Source organism: Enterobacter ludwigii (assembly GCA_023023105.1).
GTDB lineage: Bacteria > Pseudomonadota > Gammaproteobacteria > Enterobacterales > Enterobacteriaceae > Enterobacter > Enterobacter adelaidei.
On sequence record CP083824.1, the window covers coordinates 4,572,247 to 4,593,369 of the forward strand.

At 54.7% G+C, this 21,123-nt stretch carries 21 protein-coding genes; 14 read left to right on the forward strand and 7 right to left on the reverse strand.

All coding sequences use genetic code 11. The features are described from left to right. Positions 1-2: 2 nt before the first annotated feature. Positions 3-1,163 (reverse strand): cystathionine gamma-synthase, encoded by a 1,161-nt coding sequence (gene metB / locus LCD46_22150; protein ID UOY70670.1) that lies wholly within the window; start codon positions 1,161-1,163, stop codon positions 3-5. A gap of 276 nt (positions 1,164-1,439) precedes the next feature. On the opposite strand from metB, the gene metJ reads away from it, so the two are divergent. After that, positions 1,440-1,757, forward strand: a complete 318-nt coding sequence (gene metJ / locus LCD46_22155) for a met regulon transcriptional regulator MetJ (GenBank protein UOY70671.1) — start codon at positions 1,440-1,442, stop codon at positions 1,755-1,757. A gap of 48 nt (positions 1,758-1,805) precedes the next feature. Here the strand turns inward: metJ and rpmE are convergent, their stop codons facing one another. Further along, positions 1,806-2,018 (reverse strand): 50S ribosomal protein L31, encoded by a 213-nt coding sequence (gene rpmE / locus LCD46_22160; protein UOY70672.1) that lies wholly within the window; start codon positions 2,016-2,018, stop codon positions 1,806-1,808. Between the two features lie 200 nt (positions 2,019-2,218). Here rpmE and priA point away from each other — a divergent pair, with 200 nt between their 5' ends. The 7 genes from priA to rraA all read left to right on the forward strand — a co-directional run bounded on the left by priA (position 2,219) and on the right by rraA (position 10,190). Continuing rightward, positions 2,219-4,414 (forward strand): primosomal protein N', encoded by a 2,196-nt coding sequence (gene priA / locus LCD46_22165; GenBank protein ID UOY70673.1) that lies wholly within the window; start codon positions 2,219-2,221, stop codon positions 4,412-4,414. Between the two features lie 119 nt (positions 4,415-4,533). Then, positions 4,534-5,559 (forward strand): DNA-binding transcriptional regulator CytR, encoded by a 1,026-nt coding sequence (gene cytR, locus LCD46_22170; protein ID UOY70674.1) that lies wholly within the window; start codon positions 4,534-4,536, stop codon positions 5,557-5,559. Between the two features lie 93 nt (positions 5,560-5,652). Continuing rightward, the gene (ftsN, locus tag LCD46_22175; GenBank protein ID UOY70675.1) at positions 5,653-6,654 is read left to right on the forward strand and encodes a cell division protein FtsN; all 1,002 of its coding nucleotides are present in this window, start codon (positions 5,653-5,655) and stop codon (positions 6,652-6,654) included. Between the two features lie 94 nt (positions 6,655-6,748). After that, positions 6,749-7,279 (forward strand): ATP-dependent protease subunit HslV, encoded by a 531-nt coding sequence (gene hslV / locus LCD46_22180; GenBank protein ID UOY70676.1) that lies wholly within the window; start codon positions 6,749-6,751, stop codon positions 7,277-7,279. Positions 7,280-7,288: 9 nt separating this feature from the next. Further along, positions 7,289-8,623 (forward strand): HslU--HslV peptidase ATPase subunit, encoded by a 1,335-nt coding sequence (gene hslU, locus LCD46_22185; GenBank protein UOY70677.1) that lies wholly within the window; start codon positions 7,289-7,291, stop codon positions 8,621-8,623. A gap of 68 nt (positions 8,624-8,691) precedes the next feature. Further along, positions 8,692-9,612, forward strand: coding sequence for a 1,4-dihydroxy-2-naphthoate polyprenyltransferase (menA, locus tag LCD46_22190; protein ID UOY70678.1), 921 nt, complete (start codon positions 8,692-8,694; stop codon positions 9,610-9,612). 92 nt (positions 9,613-9,704) lie between these two features. Next, a complete protein-coding gene (rraA, locus tag LCD46_22195) occupies positions 9,705-10,190 on the forward strand; it encodes a ribonuclease E activity regulator RraA (GenBank protein ID UOY70679.1) in 486 nt (161 codons plus the stop codon). Between the two features lie 573 nt (positions 10,191-10,763). Here the strand turns inward: rraA and zapB are convergent. Continuing rightward, complete coding sequence (gene zapB / locus LCD46_22200) at positions 10,764-11,003, reverse strand: septal ring assembly protein ZapB (GenBank protein ID UOY70680.1); 240 nt, start codon at positions 11,001-11,003, stop codon at positions 10,764-10,766. Positions 11,004-11,401: 398 nt separating this feature from the next. Here zapB and LCD46_22205 point away from each other — a divergent pair, with 398 nt between their 5' ends. From LCD46_22205 to fpr, 4 genes are all read left to right on the forward strand, one after another. Continuing rightward, complete coding sequence (locus LCD46_22205) at positions 11,402-12,247, forward strand: aquaporin (GenBank protein ID UOY70681.1); 846 nt, start codon at positions 11,402-11,404, stop codon at positions 12,245-12,247. A gap of 21 nt (positions 12,248-12,268) precedes the next feature. Continuing rightward, positions 12,269-13,777 (forward strand): glycerol kinase GlpK, encoded by a 1,509-nt coding sequence (gene glpK, locus LCD46_22210; protein ID UOY70682.1) that lies wholly within the window; start codon positions 12,269-12,271, stop codon positions 13,775-13,777. 99 nt (positions 13,778-13,876) lie between these two features. Beyond that, complete coding sequence (glpX, locus tag LCD46_22215) at positions 13,877-14,887, forward strand: class II fructose-bisphosphatase (protein ID UOY70683.1); 1,011 nt, start codon at positions 13,877-13,879, stop codon at positions 14,885-14,887. Between the two features lie 96 nt (positions 14,888-14,983). Then, positions 14,984-15,730: a ferredoxin--NADP(+) reductase gene (gene fpr / locus LCD46_22220; protein UOY70684.1), complete on the forward strand. Its 747-nt coding sequence runs from the start codon at positions 14,984-14,986 to the stop codon at positions 15,728-15,730. Here the strand turns inward: fpr and LCD46_22225 are convergent, their stop codons facing one another. Continuing rightward, positions 15,731-16,150 carry a DUF805 domain-containing protein gene (locus tag LCD46_22225; GenBank protein UOY70685.1) on the reverse strand — a complete coding sequence of 140 codons (420 nt, stop codon included), beginning with the start codon at positions 16,148-16,150 and terminating at the stop codon, positions 15,731-15,733. Positions 16,151-16,262: 112 nt separating this feature from the next. On the opposite strand from LCD46_22225, the gene LCD46_22230 reads away from it, so the two are divergent. Beyond that, positions 16,263-16,859: a YiiQ family protein gene (locus tag LCD46_22230; GenBank protein UOY70686.1), complete on the forward strand. Its 597-nt coding sequence runs from the start codon at positions 16,263-16,265 to the stop codon at positions 16,857-16,859. Between the two features lie 111 nt (positions 16,860-16,970). After that, a complete protein-coding gene (gene tpiA / locus LCD46_22235) occupies positions 16,971-17,738 on the forward strand; it encodes a triose-phosphate isomerase (GenBank protein ID UOY70687.1) in 768 nt (255 codons plus the stop codon). Positions 17,739-17,782: 44 nt separating this feature from the next. Here the strand turns inward: tpiA and LCD46_22240 are convergent, their stop codons facing one another. The 3 genes from LCD46_22240 to LCD46_22250 all read right to left on the reverse strand — a co-directional run bounded on the left by LCD46_22240 (position 17,783) and on the right by LCD46_22250 (position 21,005). After that, a complete protein-coding gene (locus LCD46_22240) occupies positions 17,783-19,087 on the reverse strand; it encodes an anion permease (protein UOY70688.1) in 1,305 nt (434 codons plus the stop codon). A 73-nt stretch (positions 19,088-19,160) separates the two neighbouring features. Then, positions 19,161-19,904: a CDP-diacylglycerol diphosphatase gene (locus LCD46_22245; GenBank protein ID UOY70689.1), complete on the reverse strand. Its 744-nt coding sequence runs from the start codon at positions 19,902-19,904 to the stop codon at positions 19,161-19,163. A gap of 111 nt (positions 19,905-20,015) precedes the next feature. Beyond that, positions 20,016-21,005, reverse strand: a complete 990-nt coding sequence (locus LCD46_22250) for a sulfate ABC transporter substrate-binding protein (protein ID UOY70690.1) — start codon at positions 21,003-21,005, stop codon at positions 20,016-20,018. Positions 21,006-21,123 lie beyond the last annotated feature (118 nt).

Here is a 21,123-nt window from a genome sequence, read left to right on the forward strand (position 1 = left end):
GATTACCCCTTGGCTGCGACCCGGAAGCCATTTTCCAGATCGGCAATTAAATCTTCAGAATCTTCAATACCGGTTGAGATTCGCAGCAGCGTCTCGGAAATCCCGGCGGCGGCACGTGCTTCGGGTGCCATACCTGCGTGCGTCATGGTCGCGGCGTGGGAGATTAAGCTTTCAACCCCACCTAAGGATTCCGCCAGCGTAAACAATGACAGCCCGCTCAGGAAGCGACGCAGCGTTTGCTCGTCACCGTCCAGTTCAAAACTTAACATCGCGCCAAATCCCTTCTGCTGGCGCGCGGCGATCTCGTGCCCCTGGTTTTCCGGCAGCGACGGGTGATAGAGCTTCTTCACCAGCGGCTGCGTTTTCAGGAAATCGACAATCGCCTGAGCATTGCGCTGCGCCACTTCCATGCGCGGCGACAGCGTACGAATGCCACGTAACAGCAAGTAGCTGTCGAAGGCCCCGGCAGTGACGCCAATGTTATTCGCCCACCATGCCAGTTCCGTGACAACTTCAGGATCTTTGGCAATCACCACGCCCGCGACCACGTCAGAATGGCCGTTCAGATATTTAGTGCATGAATGCAATACCAGATCAGCACCCAATGCTAATGGGTTCTGAAGGGCCGGACTGAGGAACGTATTATCCACTACACTTATCGCTCCCGCATCCCTTGCGAGCTGACAAATTTTCGCAATGTCGACAACGCGCAACAATGGGTTGCTTGGACTTTCCACCAGTACCAGCTTCGGTTTCTCTGCCAGCGCCTGTTTCAGCGCCTGTTCGTCGTTTTGATCGACAAACAGCACGCGATAACAGCCGCGCTTTGCCAGACTATCAAACAGACGATAGCTGCCGCCGTAGCAGTCGTGCGGCGCAACCAGCAGATCACCCGGTTTCAGGAACACCGTTGTCACCAGGTGAATGGCGGACATACCGGTATTGGTTAATACTGCACCTGCGCCACCTTCCAGCTCAGCCAGCGCGCGCTGGGTCACATCACGCGTAGGGTTGCCACGACGCGAGTAATCATGCGCGCGGGGTTCATTAAATCCGGTGAAATTATAGGTACTGGAAAGATGAATTGGCGGGACAACGCAGCCGTACTGCTCGTCATCATTTAATCCGCTACGCACTGCAATAGTGGCCTGTTTACGCGTCATGGTGAAGGCTTCCTGGCGAATGAGGTGAAAAGTCAGGCACCAGAGTAAACATTGAATGTATGGACGTCAATACATCTGGACATCTAAACTTCTTTGCGTATAGATTGAGCAATGCGCAAATAGCCGTTAAAATTATATGCTTTAGTGCACGCTGCAGCGGCAATATCCGTGCCACGGTATCGTCTCTACGGTAAACTAGGCAAGATTACGGTTCAAAACCCAGAGTTACAGGTTTTGCACCCTTAGATAAATGACTGAGAGGATTAAAGGTATCTCATGGCTGAATGGAGCGGCGAATATATCAGCCCATACGCTGAGCACGGTAAGAAGAGTGAGCAAGTAAAGAAAATTACGGTTTCCATTCCTCTGAAGGTGTTGAAGATCCTCACCGATGAACGTACGCGTCGTCAGGTGAACAACCTGCGCCACGCAACCAACAGCGAACTGTTGTGCGAAGCGTTTCTGCATGCGTTTACCGGTCAACCGTTGCCGAACGATGACGATCTGCGCAAAGAGCGTAGCGACGAAATCCCGGAAGAGGCGAAGGTGATCATGCGTGAACTGGGTATTGACCCGGAGACGTGGGAATACTGAAAAGCGGATACAAAAAAGGCACCTTGCGGTGCCTTTTTTTCGGGAAACTTATTTAGCGCCCGGGATGCTGAAACGCTTGTTGAAGCGGTCAACACGGCCACCGGTTGCAACATCACGCTGCTTACCAGTGTAGAACGGGTGGCATTTGCCGCACACGTCCAGGTTCAGATCGTGACCCACGGTAGAGCGGATCTGGATAGAGTTACCGCAAGAACAGTTTGCAGTAATCATTTCGTATTTCGGGTGAATATCTTTTTTCATGGGAGAACCTCAGTTAAGGCCGCGTCGCTCTTCCAGCCCTAACGCCAGACACCACGCGATGTTGATTGTAAGTTCTTTGGCGTAAAGTACACCAAAGGCGGCGAATCATACAGAATTTGACCAACGTATGCAAACTGATCCGCACGCCGCTTTTACTAAAGTGTATACTAACGCGCCACTTTTCAAGTCAGGAAGATTAGATGCCCGTCGCTCACGTTGCCCTGCCCGTTCCGCTTTCCCGCACCTTTGACTATCTGCTGCCTGACAGCATGAGCGCCAAAGCGGGCTGTCGCGTGACCGTGCCCTTTGGCAAGCAGCAGCGCGTGGGGATTGTGGTTTCGGTCAGCGATAAGAGCGAGTTACCGCTTAATGAACTGAAATCGGTTGTTGAGGTGCTGGACAGTGAGCCGGTTTACTCCAGCAGCACCTGGCGACTTCTGCTGTGGGCGGCGGATTACTACCACCATCCCATCGGCGACGTCCTGTTCCACGCCCTGCCCATTATGCTGCGTCAGGGTAAGAGCGCCAGCCATGCGCCGATGTGGTACTGGTTTGCCACTGAAGAAGGTCAGGCTGTCGACATCAACAGCCTCAAACGCTCGCAGAAACAGCAGCAGGCGCTGGCGGCGCTGCGCCAGGGGAAAATCTGGCGTCATCAGGTCGACGAACTTGAGGTCAGCGAAACGGCGCTACAGGCCCTGAGAAAGAAAGGGCTGAGTGAACTGGGCAGCGAAGCGCCTGCACTTTACGACTGGCGAACAAATTTTTCCGTATCAGGTGACAGACTGCGTCTGAATACCGAGCAGGCCACCGCCGTCGGCGCGATCCATAGCGCCTCCGATCATTTCTCTGCCTGGCTGCTGGCGGGAGTTACCGGTTCCGGCAAGACCGAAGTCTACCTGAGCGTGCTGGAAAACGTGCTCGCACAGGGCAAACAGGCGCTGGTGATGGTGCCGGAAATTGGCCTGACGCCGCAAACCATCGCCCGATTCCGCGAGCGCTTTAACGCGCCGGTTGAGGTGCTGCACTCCGGCCTGAACGACAGCGAGCGCCTCAACGCCTGGCTGAAAGCGAAAAACGGTGAAGCGGCGATTGTGATCGGCACCCGCTCGTCGCTGTTTACGCCGTTTAAAAATCTCGGCGTTATCGTGATCGACGAAGAGCACGACAGCTCCTATAAACAGCAGGAAGGCTGGCGCTATCACGCCCGCGATCTGGCGGTCTATCGCGCGCACAGCGAGCAAATCCCTATTATTCTCGGCTCCGCCACGCCGGCGCTCGAAACGCTGCACAACGTGCGTCAGCGTAAATACCATATGCTACGCCTGACGCGTCGCGCGGGAAATGCGCGCCCGGCCATTCAGCACGTACTGGATCTGAAAGGACAGCAAGTTCAGGCGGGGTTAGCACCCGCGCTTATCACCCGGATGCGCCAGCATTTGCAGGCCGGGAACCAGGTCATTCTGTTTCTCAACCGACGCGGATTTGCGCCAGCTCTGCTGTGCCACGACTGCGGCTGGATTGCCGAGTGCCCGCGCTGCGATCATTACTACACCTTCCATCAGGCCCAGCGTCATTTGCGCTGCCACCACTGCGACAGTCAACGCCCTGTTCCGCGCCAGTGTCCATCGTGTGGTTCAACGCACATTGTGCCGGTGGGTCTGGGGACTGAACAGCTGGAACAGGCTCTTGCGCCCTTCTTCCCTGACGTCCCTCTCTCCCGCATCGACCGGGACACCACCAGCCGTAAAGGTGCGCTGGAACAGCAACTGGCGGAAGTGCATCGCGGCGGCGCACGCATTTTGATTGGTACCCAGATGCTGGCGAAAGGACACCATTTCCCGGATGTAACGCTGGTTGCCCTGCTGGATGTCGACGGCGCACTCTTCTCAGCAGACTTCCGTTCCGCGGAACGTTTTGCCCAGCTTTATACCCAGGTCGCCGGTCGTGCCGGACGCGCGGGCAAACAGGGCGAAGTGGTTCTGCAAACGCACCACCCTGAACACCCGTTACTCCAGACCCTGCTACACAAAGGCTATGACGCCTTTGCCGAACAGGCGCTGGCAGAACGCCAGACCCTGCAGCTACCGCCGTGGACCAGCCACGTGATCGTTCGTGCAGAAGATCATAACAACCAGCAGGCCCCACTTTTCCTGCAGCAGCTGAGAAACCTCCTGCAGGCCAGTCCACTGGTGGATAACCAGCTGTGGATTTTGGGCCCGGTTCCGGCACTGGCACCAAAGCGCGGCGGACGTTTTCGCTGGCAAATTTTGCTCCAGCACCCTTCGAGAATTCGTCTCCAGCATATCGTCAGCGGCGCGCTGGTACTGATTAACACCCTTCCGGAAGCGCGAAAAGTGAAGTGGGTACTGGACGTCGATCCCATCGAAGGCTGAAGACGGATCGAAAAATTTAACGTTCCTCACACTTTTTATGAAAATTCTGTAACCGATTCCATTAACTATCTGTAAAAATGGTGATGTCAGAAGTTCGGTGTTCAGGCGAGGAGAAGACGTTGAAGTCCAGCAAAGAGGTTGCACCGGCGACCATGAAAGACGTTGCCCAGAAAGCACAGGTCTCTACGGCAACGGTATCCCGCGCATTAATGAATCCGGATAAAGTCTCCCAGGCGACCCGTAACCGGGTTGAGCAGGCTGCGCTGGAAGTGGGCTATTTTCCACAGGCGATGGGCCGTAACGTCAAGCGCAATGAGTCGCGCACCATCCTGGTGATAGTGCCGGACATCTGCGATCCCTTTTTCAGCGAGATTATCCGCGGTATTGAAGTGACAGCGGCTGAACAGGGTTATCTGGTACTGATTGGCGACTGTGCGCACCAGAACCAGCAGGAAAAAACCTTTATCGACCTCATTATCACCAAGCAGATCGACGGTATGTTGCTGCTTGGCTCTCGCCTGCCGTTTGATGCCAGCATTGAAGAGCAGCGTAATTTACCGCCGATGGTCATGGCCAACGAGTTTGCGCCAGAGCTGGAGCTGCCGACGGTCCATATCGATAACCTCACCGCCGCATTCAACGCCGTCAACTATCTCCAGGAACTGGGGCATAAACGTATTGGCTGCATTGCCGGACCGGAAGAGATGCCGCTGTGTCACTACCGCTTACAGGGCTACGTTCAGGCGCTGCGCCGTACCGGCGTCACTGTCAATCCGCACTATATTGCTCGTGGTGACTTCACCTTCGCTGCGGGTGGACAGGCGCTGGAAAAACTTCTTGACCTGCCTGAGCCGCCCACCGCCGTATTCTGTCACAGCGATGTAATGGCGCTGGGCGCATTGTCGTATGCCAAACGTCGTGGCCTGCGCATACCGAAAGATTTATCGATCATCGGATTCGATAATATTTCGCTTTCAGAATTTTGCGATCCGCCGCTCTCAACGGTCGCTCAGCCGCGCTATCAAATCGGCCGCGAAGCGATGCTTCTTCTGCTGGATCAGCTTCACGGTCAAACAGTTAGCAGCGGCTCGCGGTTGCTGGACTGCGAACTGATTGTTCGCGGCACTACCCAGGCATTGACTTAAAGTAAACGTCTTTCGGATACCCTTATCTGGTCAAAGCCCCGCCGCTTAAGTAACATGGCGGACTGACGAACGAATAAATACAGCGAAACGATAGTGGCACAACGAGATTATGTACGTCGCGGCCAGCCGGCACCTTCGCGACGCAAAAAGAGTAGCTCAAGGAAAAAGCAGAGTAACCTGCCTGCTGTCTCGCCAGCAATGGTCGCTATTGCTGCGGCTGTAGTCGTCGCCTTTATTGGTGGACTGTACTTTATTACGCACCATAAAAAAGAAGAGTCTGAGGCGCTTCAGGCCAGTAAAGTGGCCGGAAATGGTCTTCCTCCGAAGCCTGAAGAACGCTGGCGCTATATCAAAGAGCTGGAAAGCCGTCAGCCTGGCGTACGTGCGCCAACCGAGCCTTCCGCAGGTGGAGAAGTGCAGAATGCGAATCAACTGACGGATGAACAGCGTCAGTTGTTGGCACAAATGCAGGCTGATATGCGCCAGCAACCCACGCAGCTGAATGAAGTCCCGTGGAATGAACAGACTCCGGCACAGCGTCAGCAAACGTTACAGCGACGTCAGGCGCAACAGCAAATTCAGCAACAGCAACAGCAGCAACAACAGTGGGCGCAAACCCAGCCGGTGCAGCAGCCGAAAGCACAGCCGCGGGTAACGGAACAGCCTTACCAGCAGCAGACGCGTACGGTGCAGTCCCAGCCGGTTCAGCAACAGCCGAAGACTCAGCCGCAGAAGCAAACGGCTCAGCCATATCAGGATCTCTTGCAGACGCCAGCGCATACCACCGCTCAGCAGCCGAAAACGCAGCAGGCCGCGCCTATCACTAAAGAGACCGAGGCACCGAAGCAGACGGCAGAGAAAAAAGACGAGCGCCGCTGGATGGTTCAGTGCGGTTCGTTTAAAGGTGCCGAGCAGGCGGAAACGGTGCGCGCGCAGCTGGCCTTTGAAGGGTTTGATTCACGTATTACCACCAACAATGGCTGGAATCGCGTGGTGATTGGCCCAGTGAAAGGCAAAGAAAATGCTGATGGCACCATTTCACGTTTGAAAGTCGCCGGTCACACAAACTGTATTCGACTCGCATCCGGGGGTTGAAACCCCCAATTTCCCCCCCATCTATCATTCTATTCAGCCCTGAGCACAGGCTCAGGGCTTCTGTTTCCCGATTCTGTAACCAGGGGGTCTGCTCGTGACAACAATAGTAAGTGTACGCCGTAACGGCCATGTGGTAATCGCCGGTGATGGCCAGGCCACGCTGGGTAATACCGTCATGAAAGGCAACGTGAAGAAAGTACGTCGTCTCTATAACGACAAAGTGATCGCCGGTTTTGCTGGCGGCACCGCTGATGCCTTCACGCTGTTTGAACTTTTTGAACGCAAACTGGAAATGCACCAGGGTCATCTGGTGAAAGCCGCTGTTGAGCTGGCGAAAGACTGGCGTACCGACCGCATGCTGCGCAAGCTCGAAGCGCTGCTGGCCGTAGCCGACGAAACCGCGTCGCTGATTATCACCGGTAACGGTGACGTCATTCAGCCGGAAAACGACCTGATTGCCATCGGCTCTGGCGGCCCTTATGCCCAGGCTGCAGCCCGCGCGCTGTTGGAAAATACCGACATGAACGCGCGAGATATCGCGGTGAAGGCGTTGGATATTGCAGGTGATATCTGCATTTATACCAACCACAACCACACCATCGAAGAATTACCGTCTAAAGCGTAAGGATCTCCCATGTCTGAAATGACCCCACGCGAAATTGTTAGCGAACTGAACAAACATATTATCGGCCAGGATAACGCCAAGCGCTCCGTGGCGATCGCCCTGCGTAACCGCTGGCGTCGTATGCAGCTTGACGAAGAGCTGCGCCATGAAGTGACGCCGAAAAACATTCTGATGATCGGCCCAACCGGCGTCGGTAAAACCGAGATCGCCCGTCGTCTGGCGAAGCTGGCTAACGCACCGTTCATCAAAGTTGAAGCCACCAAGTTCACCGAAGTAGGTTATGTCGGTAAAGAAGTGGATTCTATCATCCGCGATCTGACCGATTCTGCTATCAAAATGGTGCGCGTTCAGGCGATTGAGAAAAACCGCTACCGCGCGGAAGAGATGGCCGAAGAGCGCATTCTCGACGTGCTGATCCCACCGGCAAAAAACAACTGGGGCCAGGCTGAACAACAGTCTGAACCTTCAGCCGCACGTCAGGCGTTCCGCAAAAAACTGCGTGAAGGCCAGCTGGATGATAAAGAGATTGAGATCGATCTCGCGGCCGCACCGATGGGCGTGGAAATCATGGCACCTCCAGGTATGGAGGAGATGACCAGCCAGCTGCAGTCCATGTTCCAGAACCTGGGCGGCCAGAAGCAGAAAGCGCGTAAGCTGAAAATCAAGGACGCGATGAAGCTGCTTATCGAAGAAGAAGCGGCAAAACTGGTGAACCCGGAAGAGCTGAAACAGGATGCTATCGAAGCGGTTGAGCAGCACGGTATCGTGTTTATCGACGAAATCGATAAAATCTGTAAACGTGGCGGCAACAGCTCCGGCCCGGATGTGTCCCGTGAAGGCGTTCAGCGCGACCTGCTGCCGCTGGTTGAAGGCTGCACCGTTTCCACTAAGCACGGCATGGTAAAAACAGACCACATTCTGTTTATCGCCTCCGGTGCATTCCAGGTTGCCAGCCCGTCTGACCTGATCCCGGAATTGCAGGGTCGTCTGCCAATCCGCGTTGAGTTGCAGGCGCTGACCACTGAAGATTTCGAACGTATCCTGACCGAGCCAAATGCCTCTGCTACCGTACAGTACAAAGCGCTGATGGCGACCGAAGGTGTGAACCTCGAGTTCACCCAGGACGGTATCAAACGTATCGCCCAGGCCGCATGGCAGGTGAACGAAACCACCGAGAACATCGGTGCGCGTCGTCTCCATACTGTGCTGGAACGCCTGGTGGAAGATATCTCTTATGATGCGAGCGACCTTAACGGTCAAACCATTACCATTGACGCAGAATATGTGAGTAAACATCTGGATGCGTTAGTGGCAGATGAAGATCTGAGCCGTTTTATCCTATAATCGCGGTTACTGGATTCTCATCACGTTTAATGGGGGCTAATGCCCCCATTTTTATTGGCTAAATAACTATGACTGATATCAGCCGTACTCAGGCGTGGCTCGAAAGTCTGCGCCCTAAAACACTTCCTCTGGCCTTTGCTGCGATTGTCGTCGGTACGGCTCTTGCCTGGTGGCAAGGTTATTTTGACCCGCTGGTCGCCGCGCTGGCATTGATTACCGCCGGCCTGCTGCAAATCCTCTCCAATCTCGCCAACGATTACGGTGACGCAGTAAAAGGCAGCGATAAACCTGACCGTATCGGGCCACTGCGCGGGATGCAGAAAGGGGTGATTACTCAGGCGCAGATGAAACGCGCATTGATTATCACCGTGGTGCTGATTTGTTTATCGGGTCTGGCACTGGTTACGGTGGCGTCTAAAACCACCAGCGATTTTATTGGCTTCCTGGTGTTAGGTTTATTGGCCATTGTCGCGGCCATCACCTACACCGTCGGCACGCGTCCTTATGGTTATATTGGTCTGGGTGATATTTCCGTGCTGGTGTTCTTCGGCTGGCTGAGCGTGATGGGAAGCTGGTACTTACAGGCGCATACCCTTATCCCTGCTCTGTTCCTGCCTGCAACCGCCTGCGGACTGCTGGCAACGGCGGTGCTCAATATCAACAACCTGCGCGATATCGACAGCGATCGTGAGAACGGTAAGAACACGCTGGCGGTACGTCTGGGTCCGGTTAACGCGCGCCGCTACCACGCCTGCCTGCTGATAGGCGCGCTGCTCTGTCTGGCACTGTTTAACCTGATCTCGCTGCACAGCGTATGGGGCTGGCTGTTTGTACTTGCCGCACCGCTGCTGATTAAGCAGGCGCGATTTGTCATGCGCGAACTGAGCCCTGCAGCCATGCCACCAATGCTGGAACGCACGGTAAAAGGCGCGCTTCTGACTAACCTGTTGTTCGTCATCGGGATTGTCTTAAGTCAGACGCTTCGTTAGCTGACAAATATCAATTAACAATTGATGATTTTGCCAACAACGCATTTCGCACGATATACTGAACACATTCGCAGCAACTGAGCGTTAAACCTATGAAATACGATACCTCCGAGCTTTGTGACATCTATCAGGAAGATGTCAACGTCGTTGAACCGCTGTTCTCCAACTTTGGTGGGCGGTCGTCGTTTGGCGGACAAATCGTCACGGTGAAATGTTTCGAGGACAACGGGTTGCTGTACGATCTGCTCGAGCAGAACGGTCGCGGCCGCGTTCTTGTGGTCGACGGCGGCGGTTCCGTGCGCCGCGCATTAATTGATGCTGAACTGGCCGGCATTGCCGTTCAGAATGAGTGGGAAGGCCTTGTGGTTTACGGTTCCGTGCGCCAGGTGGACGATCTGGAAGAGCTGGATATCGGGATTCAGGCCATCGCGGCCATACCGGTAGGGGCGGCGGGTGACGGCATCGGCGAAAGCGACGTGCGCGTCAATTTCGGCGGCGTGACCTTCTTCTCCGGTGACCATCTGTACGCCGATAACACCGGCATAATCCTTTCCGAAGATCCGCTGGATATCGAGTAATTAAACCGTAAGCGTGGGCCATAAAAAAACCGCCAACAGCAATGTGGCGGTTTTTTTGTCCCTCGGGATTCGCGGTCCGTTGGGAAGTCTTACAGACTAACACCAAGGAACTTCATCATACTCTTGTCTAAACCTTGGGCAACCCCTCAGAACCTTTATAAAATCCTATTTGTCTATGAAAACCTTAACGCCACGGTTGATGACCTTTATGATACAGCGTCCCTTTCCGCCATCTCGCACATGGGCATCGGTCCAGGGAAAGGTGTATTCACTACCGTAAAGCAGGCTAACACCAGGGCTTGTGTCCACCGACTTATCACCGGTGGTGAACGGTGGAGCGGTTAGCTGCAGGGACCGCATAATGAAACGCTATTTATGTATCGCGTTCATTGTCGCCAGCGTACTCGTTGTAAAGAGTGATGAACCGAATGTGTTCGTTGCTTTTGCTATGACAGCGCAGGACAAGTAGCGTTAAGGCCGCCTCTGGCGGCCTTTTTTATAACTGGCATAAAAAAAGCCGGGTAGCGGCATCGCCATACCCGGCTTGTTCGAATCTGCAGTTCCCGTAAGAAATTAGACTTCTTCCATACGTCCCAGCAGCGCCTGCAGGCGATCCTGCCAACCGTTCTGCTGTTCGCGCAGCTGGTTGTTTTCGCGCTCCAGTTCTTCGCGGCCGTGCTGAGCGTTCTGAACTTCCTGCGCCAGGCTGTTGTTCTTCTCTTTCAGCTCTTCAATTTCCATCTGCAGCAGGGTGATGGTGTCAATCGCCTGCTGTACTTTCGATTCCAGTTTCTCAAACACTTCTAAAGACATGATGCTACCTCTCCTGAATTGCAAGGCGACGCTTTAACGTAAACGCGCACGACATATACCGTCGATTGTATGGAGCACAGCGCTCTGTGTCCAGCGACACACCGCGCAGATCGCGGTTTGCAACACTTTTAGGTCTGGTCCTGGTGCGTTCGCGTCATATCACCCTAAATTGTTAACTCATTCGTTAATGAAATGATTCAGCTCACATTCCGCCACTGATGCAAAAATGTGCTTTATGGCGCGAAAACGCTCATTTTATGACGAAGACCACACATTTTGATTTCGATATTTCTCGTTTTTGCTCGTTAACGATAAATTAACACTATGTCTACAGGGCATCGTGGCTGTCACGGGCGGCCATGCTAACAATAAACATCAATTTCTTCAGGATTCCGATTATGAGTCAGACATCAACCTTAAAAGGCCAGTGCATTGCCGAGTTCCTTGGTACCGGGTTGTTGATATTCTTCGGAGTGGGCTGTGTCGCTGCACTGAAAGTGGCGGGTGCCAGTTTTGGTCAGTGGGAAATCAGTATTATCTGGGGTCTGGGCGTGGCGATGGCCATCTACCTGACTGCAGGTGTTTCTGGTGCACATCTTAACCCGGCGGTGACTATCGCACTGTGGCTGTTCGCGTGCTTCGAAGGACGCAAAGTTGTTCCTTTCATTCTTTCTCAGTTTGCCGGCGCGTTTTGCGCAGCGGCGTTAGTTTACGGGCTTTATTACAATCTTTTCATCGACTTCGAACAGACGCATCATATGGTGCGCGGCAGTGTCGAAAGTCTGGACCTGGCAGGCATCTTCTCAACCTACCCTAACCCGCATATCAATTTTGTGCAGGCGTTCGCAGTTGAAATGGTGATTACCGCTATCCTGATGGGCGTTATCCTGGCGCTGACTGACGACGGAAACGGCATTCCGCGCGGCCCGCTGGCACCCCTGCTGATTGGCCTGCTGATTGCGGTGATTGGCGCATCAATGGGCCCGCTGACTGGGTTTGCGATGAACCCGGCACGTGATATCGGACCAAAAGCGTTCGCCTTTATCGCAGGCTGGGGCGACGTCGCCTTCACCGGTGGCAAAGACATTCCTTACTTCCTGGTTCCGCTGTTTGCGCCGGTTGTCGGGGCTGCGCTGGGTGCATTTAGCTACCGCAAATTAATTGGTCGCCACTTACCGTGCGACACCTGTGTGGAAGAGGAGAAGGAAACGACTTCTACCGCACAACAAAAAGCTTCGCTGTAATCTGACTACGGGACACATACCATGACCGAAAAAAAATATATCGTTGCGCTCGACCAGGGCACTACCAGCTCCCGCGCTGTCGTAATGGATCATGACGCGAACATCGTCAGCGTGTCACAGCGCGAATTTGAGCAAATTTATCCTCGCCCAGGCTGGGTAGAGCACGACCCGATGGAGATCTGGGCATCACAAAGCTCCACGCTGGTCGAAGTGCTGGCGAAAGCCGATATCAGTTCCGACGAGATTGCCGCGATTGGTATTACTAACCAGCGTGAAACGACGATTGTCTGGGAACGTGAAACCGGTAAGCCTATTTATAATGCCATCGTCTGGCAGTGCCGCCGCACATCAGAAATCTGCGAACAGCTGAAGCGCGATGGCATGGAAGAGTATGTGCGCAGCGCCACCGGTCTGGTTGTTGACCCGTATTTCTCCGGTACCAAGGTGAAGTGGATCCTCGACCACGTGGAAGGGTCGCGCGAGCGTGCAAAACGTGGCGAGCTGCTGTTCGGTACCGTCGATACCTGGCTTATCTGGAAGATGACCCAGGGACGTGTCCACGTCACCGACTATACCAACGCCTCACGTACCATGTTGTTCAACATCAACACCCTGGAGTGGGATGACAAGATGCTGGACGCGCTGGATATCCCACGCGCGATGCTGCCTGAAGTACGCAAGTCTTCTGAGGTATACGGCCAGACCAACATCGGCGGTAAAGGCGGTACGCGTATTCCTATCGCCGGTATCGCGGGTGACCAGCAGGCGGCGCTGTTCGGCCAGCTGTGCGTCAAGGAAGGGATGGCGAAGAACACCTATGGCACTGGCTGCTTTATGCTGATGAACACCGGCGAGAAAGCGGTGAAATCAGAAAACGGCCTGCTGACCACCATTGCCTGCGGCCCACGCGGCGAAGTGAACTACGCGCTGGAAGGTGCAGTGTTCATGGCGGGTGCGTCTATTCAGTGGCTGCGTGATGAGATGAAACTGATCAGCGATGCGTTCGACTCCGAGTACTTCGCGACCAAAGTGAAAGACACCAACGGCGTATACGTGGTGCCTGCATTCACCGGTCTGGGCGCACCGTACTGGGACCCGTATGCACGCGGCGCGATTTTCGGTCTGACGCGTGGTGTGAACTCTAACCACATTATCCGCGCCACGCTGGAATCCATCGCCTACCAGACGCGCGACGTGCTGGAAGCGATGCAGGCTGACTCCGGCATTCGTCTGCACGCCCTGCGCGTGGACGGCGGTGCGGTCGCGAACAACTTCCTGATGCAGTTCCAGTCGGACATTCTGGGTACCCGCGTTGAACGCCCTGAAGTGCGTGAAGTCACGGCGCTGGGTGCGGCGTACCTCGCCGGTCTGGCAGTAGGTTTCTGGCAGAACCTGGACGAGCTGCAGGAAAAAGCGGTGATCGAACGCGAATTCCGCCCAGGTATTGAAACCACCGAACGTAACTTCCGCTACAGCGGCTGGAAAAAAGCGGTGAAACGCGCCCTGGCATGGGAAGATCACGAAGAGTAATTCCCCTCACCCTAACCCTCTCCCCACAGGGGAGAGGGAACTCGTCTCCCCACTCTGTGATAAACTTCGTGCAATTCTTTTTGATTGCACGAGTACCTCATGAAACGTGAACTTGCTATCGAGTTTTCCCGCGTCACCGAAGCGGCCGCCCTCGCAGGCTATAAATGGCTGGGTCGTGGCGACAAAAATACCGCAGACGGTGCGGCTGTCCATGCCATGCGCATCGTCCTTAACCAGGTCAACATCGACGGCACCATCGTGATCGGCGAAGGCGAGATCGACGAAGCGCCAATGCTCTACATTGGTGAGAAAGTCGGCACCGGCAAAGGCGATGCGGTGGATATCGCCGTCGATCCGATCGAAGGCACACGCATGACGGCAATGGGTCAGGCCAATGCCCTGGCGGTGCTGGCAGTGGGCGATAAAGGCTGCTTCCTCAACGCGCCAGATATGTACATGGAAAAACTGATTGTCGGCCCGGGTGCCAAAGGCGCAATCGACCTCAGCCTGCCGCTGGAAGAGAACCTGCATAATATCGCCAAAGCATTGGGTAAACCGCTCAGCGAGCTGACCGTCACCATTCTGGCGAAACCGCGCCACGATGCCACGATTGCGCAGATGCAAAAACTCGGTGTGCGCGTGTTTGCCATTCCGGATGGTGACGTTGCGGCCTCGATTCTGACCTGTATGCCGGACAGCGAAGTCGATGTGCTTTATGGCATCGGTGGCGCGCCGGAAGGAGTCGTATCAGCAGCAGTGATCCGCGCCCTGGACGGCGACATGCAGGCGCGCCTGCTGCCACGTCATGATGTCAAAGGCGACAGCGAAGAGAACCGTCGGATTGGCGAAGAGGAGCTGGCACGCTGCGAAGCAATGGGCATCGAAGCTCATAAAGTTCTCGCTCTGGACGAAATGGCCCGCAGCGATAATGTTATCTTCTCGGCGACCGGCATCACGAAAGGCGATCTGCTGGACGGCATTACCCGCAAGGGCAACATGGCAACCACTGAAACGCTGCTGATCCGCGGTAAATCACGCACCATTCGTCGCATTCAGTCTATCCACTATCTCGACCGTAAAGACCCGGACGTACAGACGCACATTCTGTAAAACCGTTTGATCGATAGAGCTTTCCGGCCCAAATGGGCTGGAAATCTTCACGACAAGACAGGAAGATAGACCAGAGAAACAGCACAGGAGAAGATCATGGCGGACTGGGTAACAGGTAAAGTCACAAAGATACAGTTCTGGACCGATACGCTATTTAGTCTCACCCTGCATGCTCCCGTTCACCCGTTTACGGCCGGGCAATTTGCGAAGCTGGGGCTGGATGTCGACGGTGAACGCGTACAGCGCGCTTACTCTTACGTTAACGCGCCAGATAACCCGGATCTCGAGTTCTATCTGGTTACCGTTCCGGACGGCAAACTCAGCCCGCGTCTCGCCGCTCTTAAGCCCGGTGATGATGTGCAAATTGTGAGTGACGCTGCCGGCTTCTTTGTGCTCGACGAAATTCCTGACTGTGACACGCTATGGATGCTGGCAACCGGTACGGCCATCGGTCCGTATCTCTCCATTTTGCAATATGGCAAAGACCTTGAACGCTTTAAAAACATCGTGTTGGTTCATGCCGCGCGCTACGCTGCAGACTTAAGCTATTTGCCGCAAATGCGCGATCTGGAACAGAAGTATGGCGGTAAGCTCAAAATTCAAACGGTGGTCAGTCGTGAAACGGCAGAAGGTGCGCTGACGGGCCGTGTGCCGGCATTAATTGAAAGTGGAGTTCTGGAAAAGGCAGTGGGTTTGCCGATGACAGCGGAAACCAGCCACGTCATGCTGTGTGGTAATCCGCAGATGGTTCGTGACACGCAACAACTTCTGAAAGATACCCGACAGATGACGAAACATCTTCGCCGCCGGCCGGGCCATATGACCGCCGAACACTACTGGTGATCAGCGGTATTTCACCTCAACGGTGTCTTTACCGTATTTGTTTTCGCTCTGGGTGCCAATAAATGCGCCCAGATCGACAATCATCATCACGAAGATAACTGACGGTAGCAGCCTGCCGACGACCCAGGGAAGAATGGACGGAAGCATCGCCCAGTTCCCTGCCACCAGCATCCACGCCAGAATAATCAGAAATGCCCACGCCCCGGAACGGCCGCGATCGTGCAGACGTTTTACCACCACGGCCGCTGTTGGCCATAGCAGACAGACCAGCGCAAAGGCCGCCGTTTGCGTACTCAGCCACGCGTTGTAAGCAACAAAAAACAGAAGCAGCATGGCGACAACCCACGTCACCATCCAGATCCAGAAATCACGGCGTCCAATACGCCCTTTGAATGAAAACAGCCACTGCTGTATGGTCATGTAAGGTTCCTTATTATCGTATAGCGCGCATTTTACCCTGGAGTTGTGACCTTTTGACAAGCCGACCAGATATCGTTTTAATCATGAGCACTTACGGCCAGGGGCAATGTTGATGAAAATTTCGGCGCGTTCTCTTTTCCTGTGTTTAACGCTGCTTAGCGCGGGCTTTCCCCTGCATGCAGCCGAAACCACCGCCCCGACAACGGCGCCGTATCTGCTTGCGGGCTCCCCGTCTTTCGATCAATCCATCAGCCAGTTTCGTGAAGCCTTCAATCAGGCCAACCCAACGCTGCCGCTGGATGAATTTCGCGCCATTGATGGTTCTCGCGATACCCCTACGCTGACCCGTGCGGCAAGCAAGATTAACGAGAACTTGTATGCCTCAACGGCGCTGGAACGCGGCACGCTAAAAATCAAAAGCATGCAAATCACCTGGCTGCCAATTCAGGGGCCAGAGCAGAAAGCTGCGAAGGCGAAGGCGCTGGAGTATATGAGCGCGGTGTTACAGGCCTTTACCCCGGCACTGACGAAAAAGCAAAGCCAGCAAAAGCTGCAAAAACTCCTCGCCGCCGGTAAAAACAAGCGCTACTACGCCGATACCGAAGGTGCGATTCGCTATGTTGTCGCAGACAACGGCGAAAAAGGACTGACCTTCGCAGTTGAACCGATTAAGCTGGCACTATCTGACACACTCGGAGGGGCGAATTAATGACAAAAAGCAAAGCCTTTCGAGGGAAAATCTCTATACTGATTCACAGACCATGCTGCCCGACAGGGTGGCCATATTCCTTAATTCGCTTATTTAGCGTGGAGAATTGAAATGCGACATCCTTTAGTGATGGGTAACTGGAAACTGAACGGCAGCCGCCACATGGTAAACGAACTGGTTGCGAACCTGCGTAAAGAGCTGGCTGGCGTGACGGGCTGTGCGGTTGCTATCGCTCCGCCGGATATGTACCTGGATCTGGCTAAACACGCCGCTGACGGCAGCCACATCATTCTGGGTGCACAGAACGTTGACGTTAACCTGTCTGGCGCATTCACCGGTGAAACCTCCGCTGAAATGCTGAAAGATATCGGCGCGAAATACATCATCATCGGCCACTCTGAGCGTCGTACCTATCACAAAGAATCCGACGAGTTCATCGCGAAGAAATTCGCTGTGCTGAAAGAGCAAGGTCTGATCCCAGTTCTGTGCATCGGTGAAACCGAAGCTGAAAACGAAGCAGGCAAAACGGAAGAAGTGTGTGCTCGCCAGATCGACGCAGTGCTGAAAACTCAGGGTGCAGCAGCATTCGAAGGCGCGGTCATTGCTTACGAGCCAGTCTGGGCGATCGGTACCGGCAAATCAGCAACCCCTGCGCAGGCTCAGGCAGTTCACAAGTTCATCCGCGATCACATTGCTAAAGCCGACGCGAAAGTGGCTGAACAAGTCATTATCCAGTACGGCGGTTCCGTAAACGCATCCAACGCTGCTGAGCTGTTCACCCAGCCAGACATCGATGGCGCGCTGGTTGGCGGTGCATCCCTGAAGGCTGACGCTTTCGCGGTGATCGTTAAAGCAGCAGAAGCGGCCAAACAGGCGTAATGCTGTTGTGGCGGGTGGCGCTTGCGCTTACCCGCCCTACTCCGCTACAAACGACCCAATACGCTAAACCACAAGTAATCCAGCGGCAGCAGCACCAGATAGGTCGCTATCGCCAGCGCCAGACAGAGCACCATCCCCGCCTTTGCAGGCACCTTCCCGAGCCCCATTGCGACCACAATTGGCGACGCCTGATACGGCAGCAGCGGTGTGGAATAACCCAACACCTGGATCATGATCACCGACAGCAGCGGGAAACCCGTCGCGTCGGAAAAACTCTGTGCCAGCGTGGTGTACAGCGCAGGAACACCGTTGGCGGTCATAATGAAGTTGAGCGCGGTGGTAATACCGGTCAGCGCCAGGAAACTGGTGAAGGGGTTATCAGCGTCCAGCGGCATTATCCGCAGCAATGCTTCACCTACGGCTGCACCAATCCCGGTCTGCGTCACCACAATCGCCAGACCAAGAATGCCCGCGACATAAATACAGGTACGCATATTCACCCCCGCAGAAAACTCTTCTCCGGTGATAAAACCGATGCGCGGTAGCATGACGATGACCGAGGCCGCAAGCCCCGTCCACGCGGGCCCCACACCGTGCCAGCTCTCCGTCACCCACATCCCCAGCACCACCGCCAGCAGCCAGGCGAGACGCTTTTCATCCCGCCCCATCGGTTCAGACGGTGCCAGATCCTTCGGTGGTTTTGGATTACCGGGAAAGAGCCAGCAGATCAGGCCAATCAGAATCAGACCTTTGAGAATACCCAGCACGGGGGTGTGCAGCAGCAGATACGGGACGTAACTCAGGTGGATGCCGTACGAACCTTCCGCCGCACCGCTCATCACCAGGTTAGGAACGTTTGCAGGCAAAATAGTTGCCGAGAGCTGGAATGTACCGAACCCCACAGCCAGCGCCAGGCCAAACCACGCCCGCGAACCGTCTGCGATACTCGCCCTTTTCGCCATCGCAGCAACGATAGGCATCAGGAGCGCAATACGCCCCATATTCGACGGCATCACAAACGCCAGCGCATAGCTCAGCAGCACCACGCTCGCCACCATCAACACCCAGGAGTCGGTGAGCTTTGCCGACAGCGCACGCGCAGCCCTGTCCGCCAGGCCGGTTTTACGGATCGCCACGCCGAGCACAAAACCGCTAAACACCAGCCAGAACGCCGACGAGGCAAAACCGCCAAAGATCACCTCCGGCGGGGCGATTCTGGCGGTCATTGCCGCCGTGAAGAACAACAGCGCGGTGATAAATTCCGGTAACAGCGACGTCGCCCACAGCACAATGGTGACGCCTACGATCAGTGAGGGCAGCAGTAGAGGATGAGCTAACCAGAACGACATACCTGTCTCCTGTAGATTTTTTCAGCAAGTCTACGGTGACAGGCAGCCGGAGTAAACGCGATTTATGGTGGGGTCAATTCAGGATAGTGCATTGATGATCCTGCAGTTCCTCAGCCGATGCGCGATTAAGGGTAAGCAGGTTACGTTCCGTTGCCAGTAAAACAAAAGAGCCATCTGACTGCTGTGCCATCGCCAGCGCAAAGCGTCCCATATGGTCGCGTGCTTCCGGCAGTTCTTCAGCCAACATCATAAACGGACTGCGCTGCACCAGCTCATTCTCCGTTACCCGACGGGCAAGATACTCATGTCCTTCCAGCCCACCCGGCAGCGGCAGCCACTGGGTGCTAATTTCTCCCTGAGCCGCGTTCAGCTTCTCGCGCACGTCCGGGCGCAGGCAGGAGATATGAATATGAAAATGGTTCTGCGTACGGCCTGTCGGGGAATTAATCGTCAGTGAAATGGCGCTGTCAGGCACCTCGGATCCCCGCTTCAGGGTCATAAAACTGCGTGACTGCCACGCCAGCCAGAAAAAGTTCGGCGTATGAGGCTCGGTCAAAAGCGGACTTTCTGTGCCGTTGATACGGTAGGTTGGCATCAGCAGATACTGCAGCGGTCCATTGCGGTCTTTAAACACCACATAACCTGCATCTGTTTTCACCTGCGCACACGGCGCCGGGTTACGGTTCTGGATTTGATTCGGCACACACTGGTCGAGAACGATATGTCGCAGCGCATCCGGATTACCCGCTTTCATCCAGTACCCGCCGCCAGCGGCAAGGGCGATGACAATCAGGATCAATAAGATAATTTTTTTCACAGCGCGTTCCCTGTATCCATTTGAAGTGAAAGAGTAACGCAAAATGATGACCAAATAAAAAACCCGGTGGATTTCTCACACCGGGTCTCCGTGTCATTCTTAGCGAAATACTTAGCGTTTGCTGATCTGGTCGAAGGTACCGCCGTTAGAGAAGTGCTCTTTCTGCGCTTTTGCCCAGCCACCAAACTCGTCATCAATGGTGAAGAGCTTCAGTTTCGGGAAGACATTCTCGTATTTCTTCGCGACCGCCGGGTCACGTGGGCGATAGAAGTTTTTCGCCGCAATTTCCTGGCCTTCTGGCGAGTAGAGATACTTCAGGTAGGCTTCCGCCACTGCTTTGGTCTCTTTCTTCTCTACCACTTTGTCGACCACAGAAACGGTTGGTTCCGCAAGGATTGATTCGCTTGGGGTCACAATCTCGAATTTGTCTTTACCCAGCTCGTTGGTGGCCAGCAGGGCTTCGTTTTCCCATGCGATCAGCACGTCACCAATACCGCGCTCGACGAAAGTGTTGGTTGCGCCACGCGCGCCGGAGTCCAGCACCTCAACGTTTTTATACAGCGCTTTCACGAATTCCTGAGCTTTAGCCTGGTCACCGTTGTTGTGGTGCAGCGCGTAACCCCACGCCCCCAGGTAGTTCCAGCGAGCGCCGCCGGAGCTTTTTGGGTTAGGCGTGATGACTGACACACCGGGTTTAATCAGATCATTCCAGTCATGGATTTGTTTTGGGTTGCCTTTACGCACCAGGAAGACGATGGTCGAGGTGTAAGGCGCGGAGTTGTCCGGCAGGCGTTTGATCCAGTTTTTATCTATACGTCCACGTTCGGCGATAGCGTCGACATCGTAAGCCAGTGCCAGCGTGACCACATCGGCTTCAATACCGTTGATCACAGACGTCGCCTGCTTGCCGGAACCGCCGTGAGACTGACGAACCACAACGTTGTCACCGGTTTGCTGCTTCCAGTGTGCAGCAAACGCTTTGTTGTACTGCTCGTAAAGTTCACGCGTCGGGTCGTATGACACGTTCAGTAACTGGATGTCCTTAGCCAGAACGCTGGTCGATGCCAGCAATAATGTTAAACCCACGCCCCATTTATTCATCGCCCAGCTCTCTTGTGTAGTGTTTTGATGAATGCAGCGTGCCAGAAAGCGAATCGAGGATTAAAGAATAAAAAAAGATTGGCTATAACTTAGAGGAATAAAAGCCCTCTCCGCAACG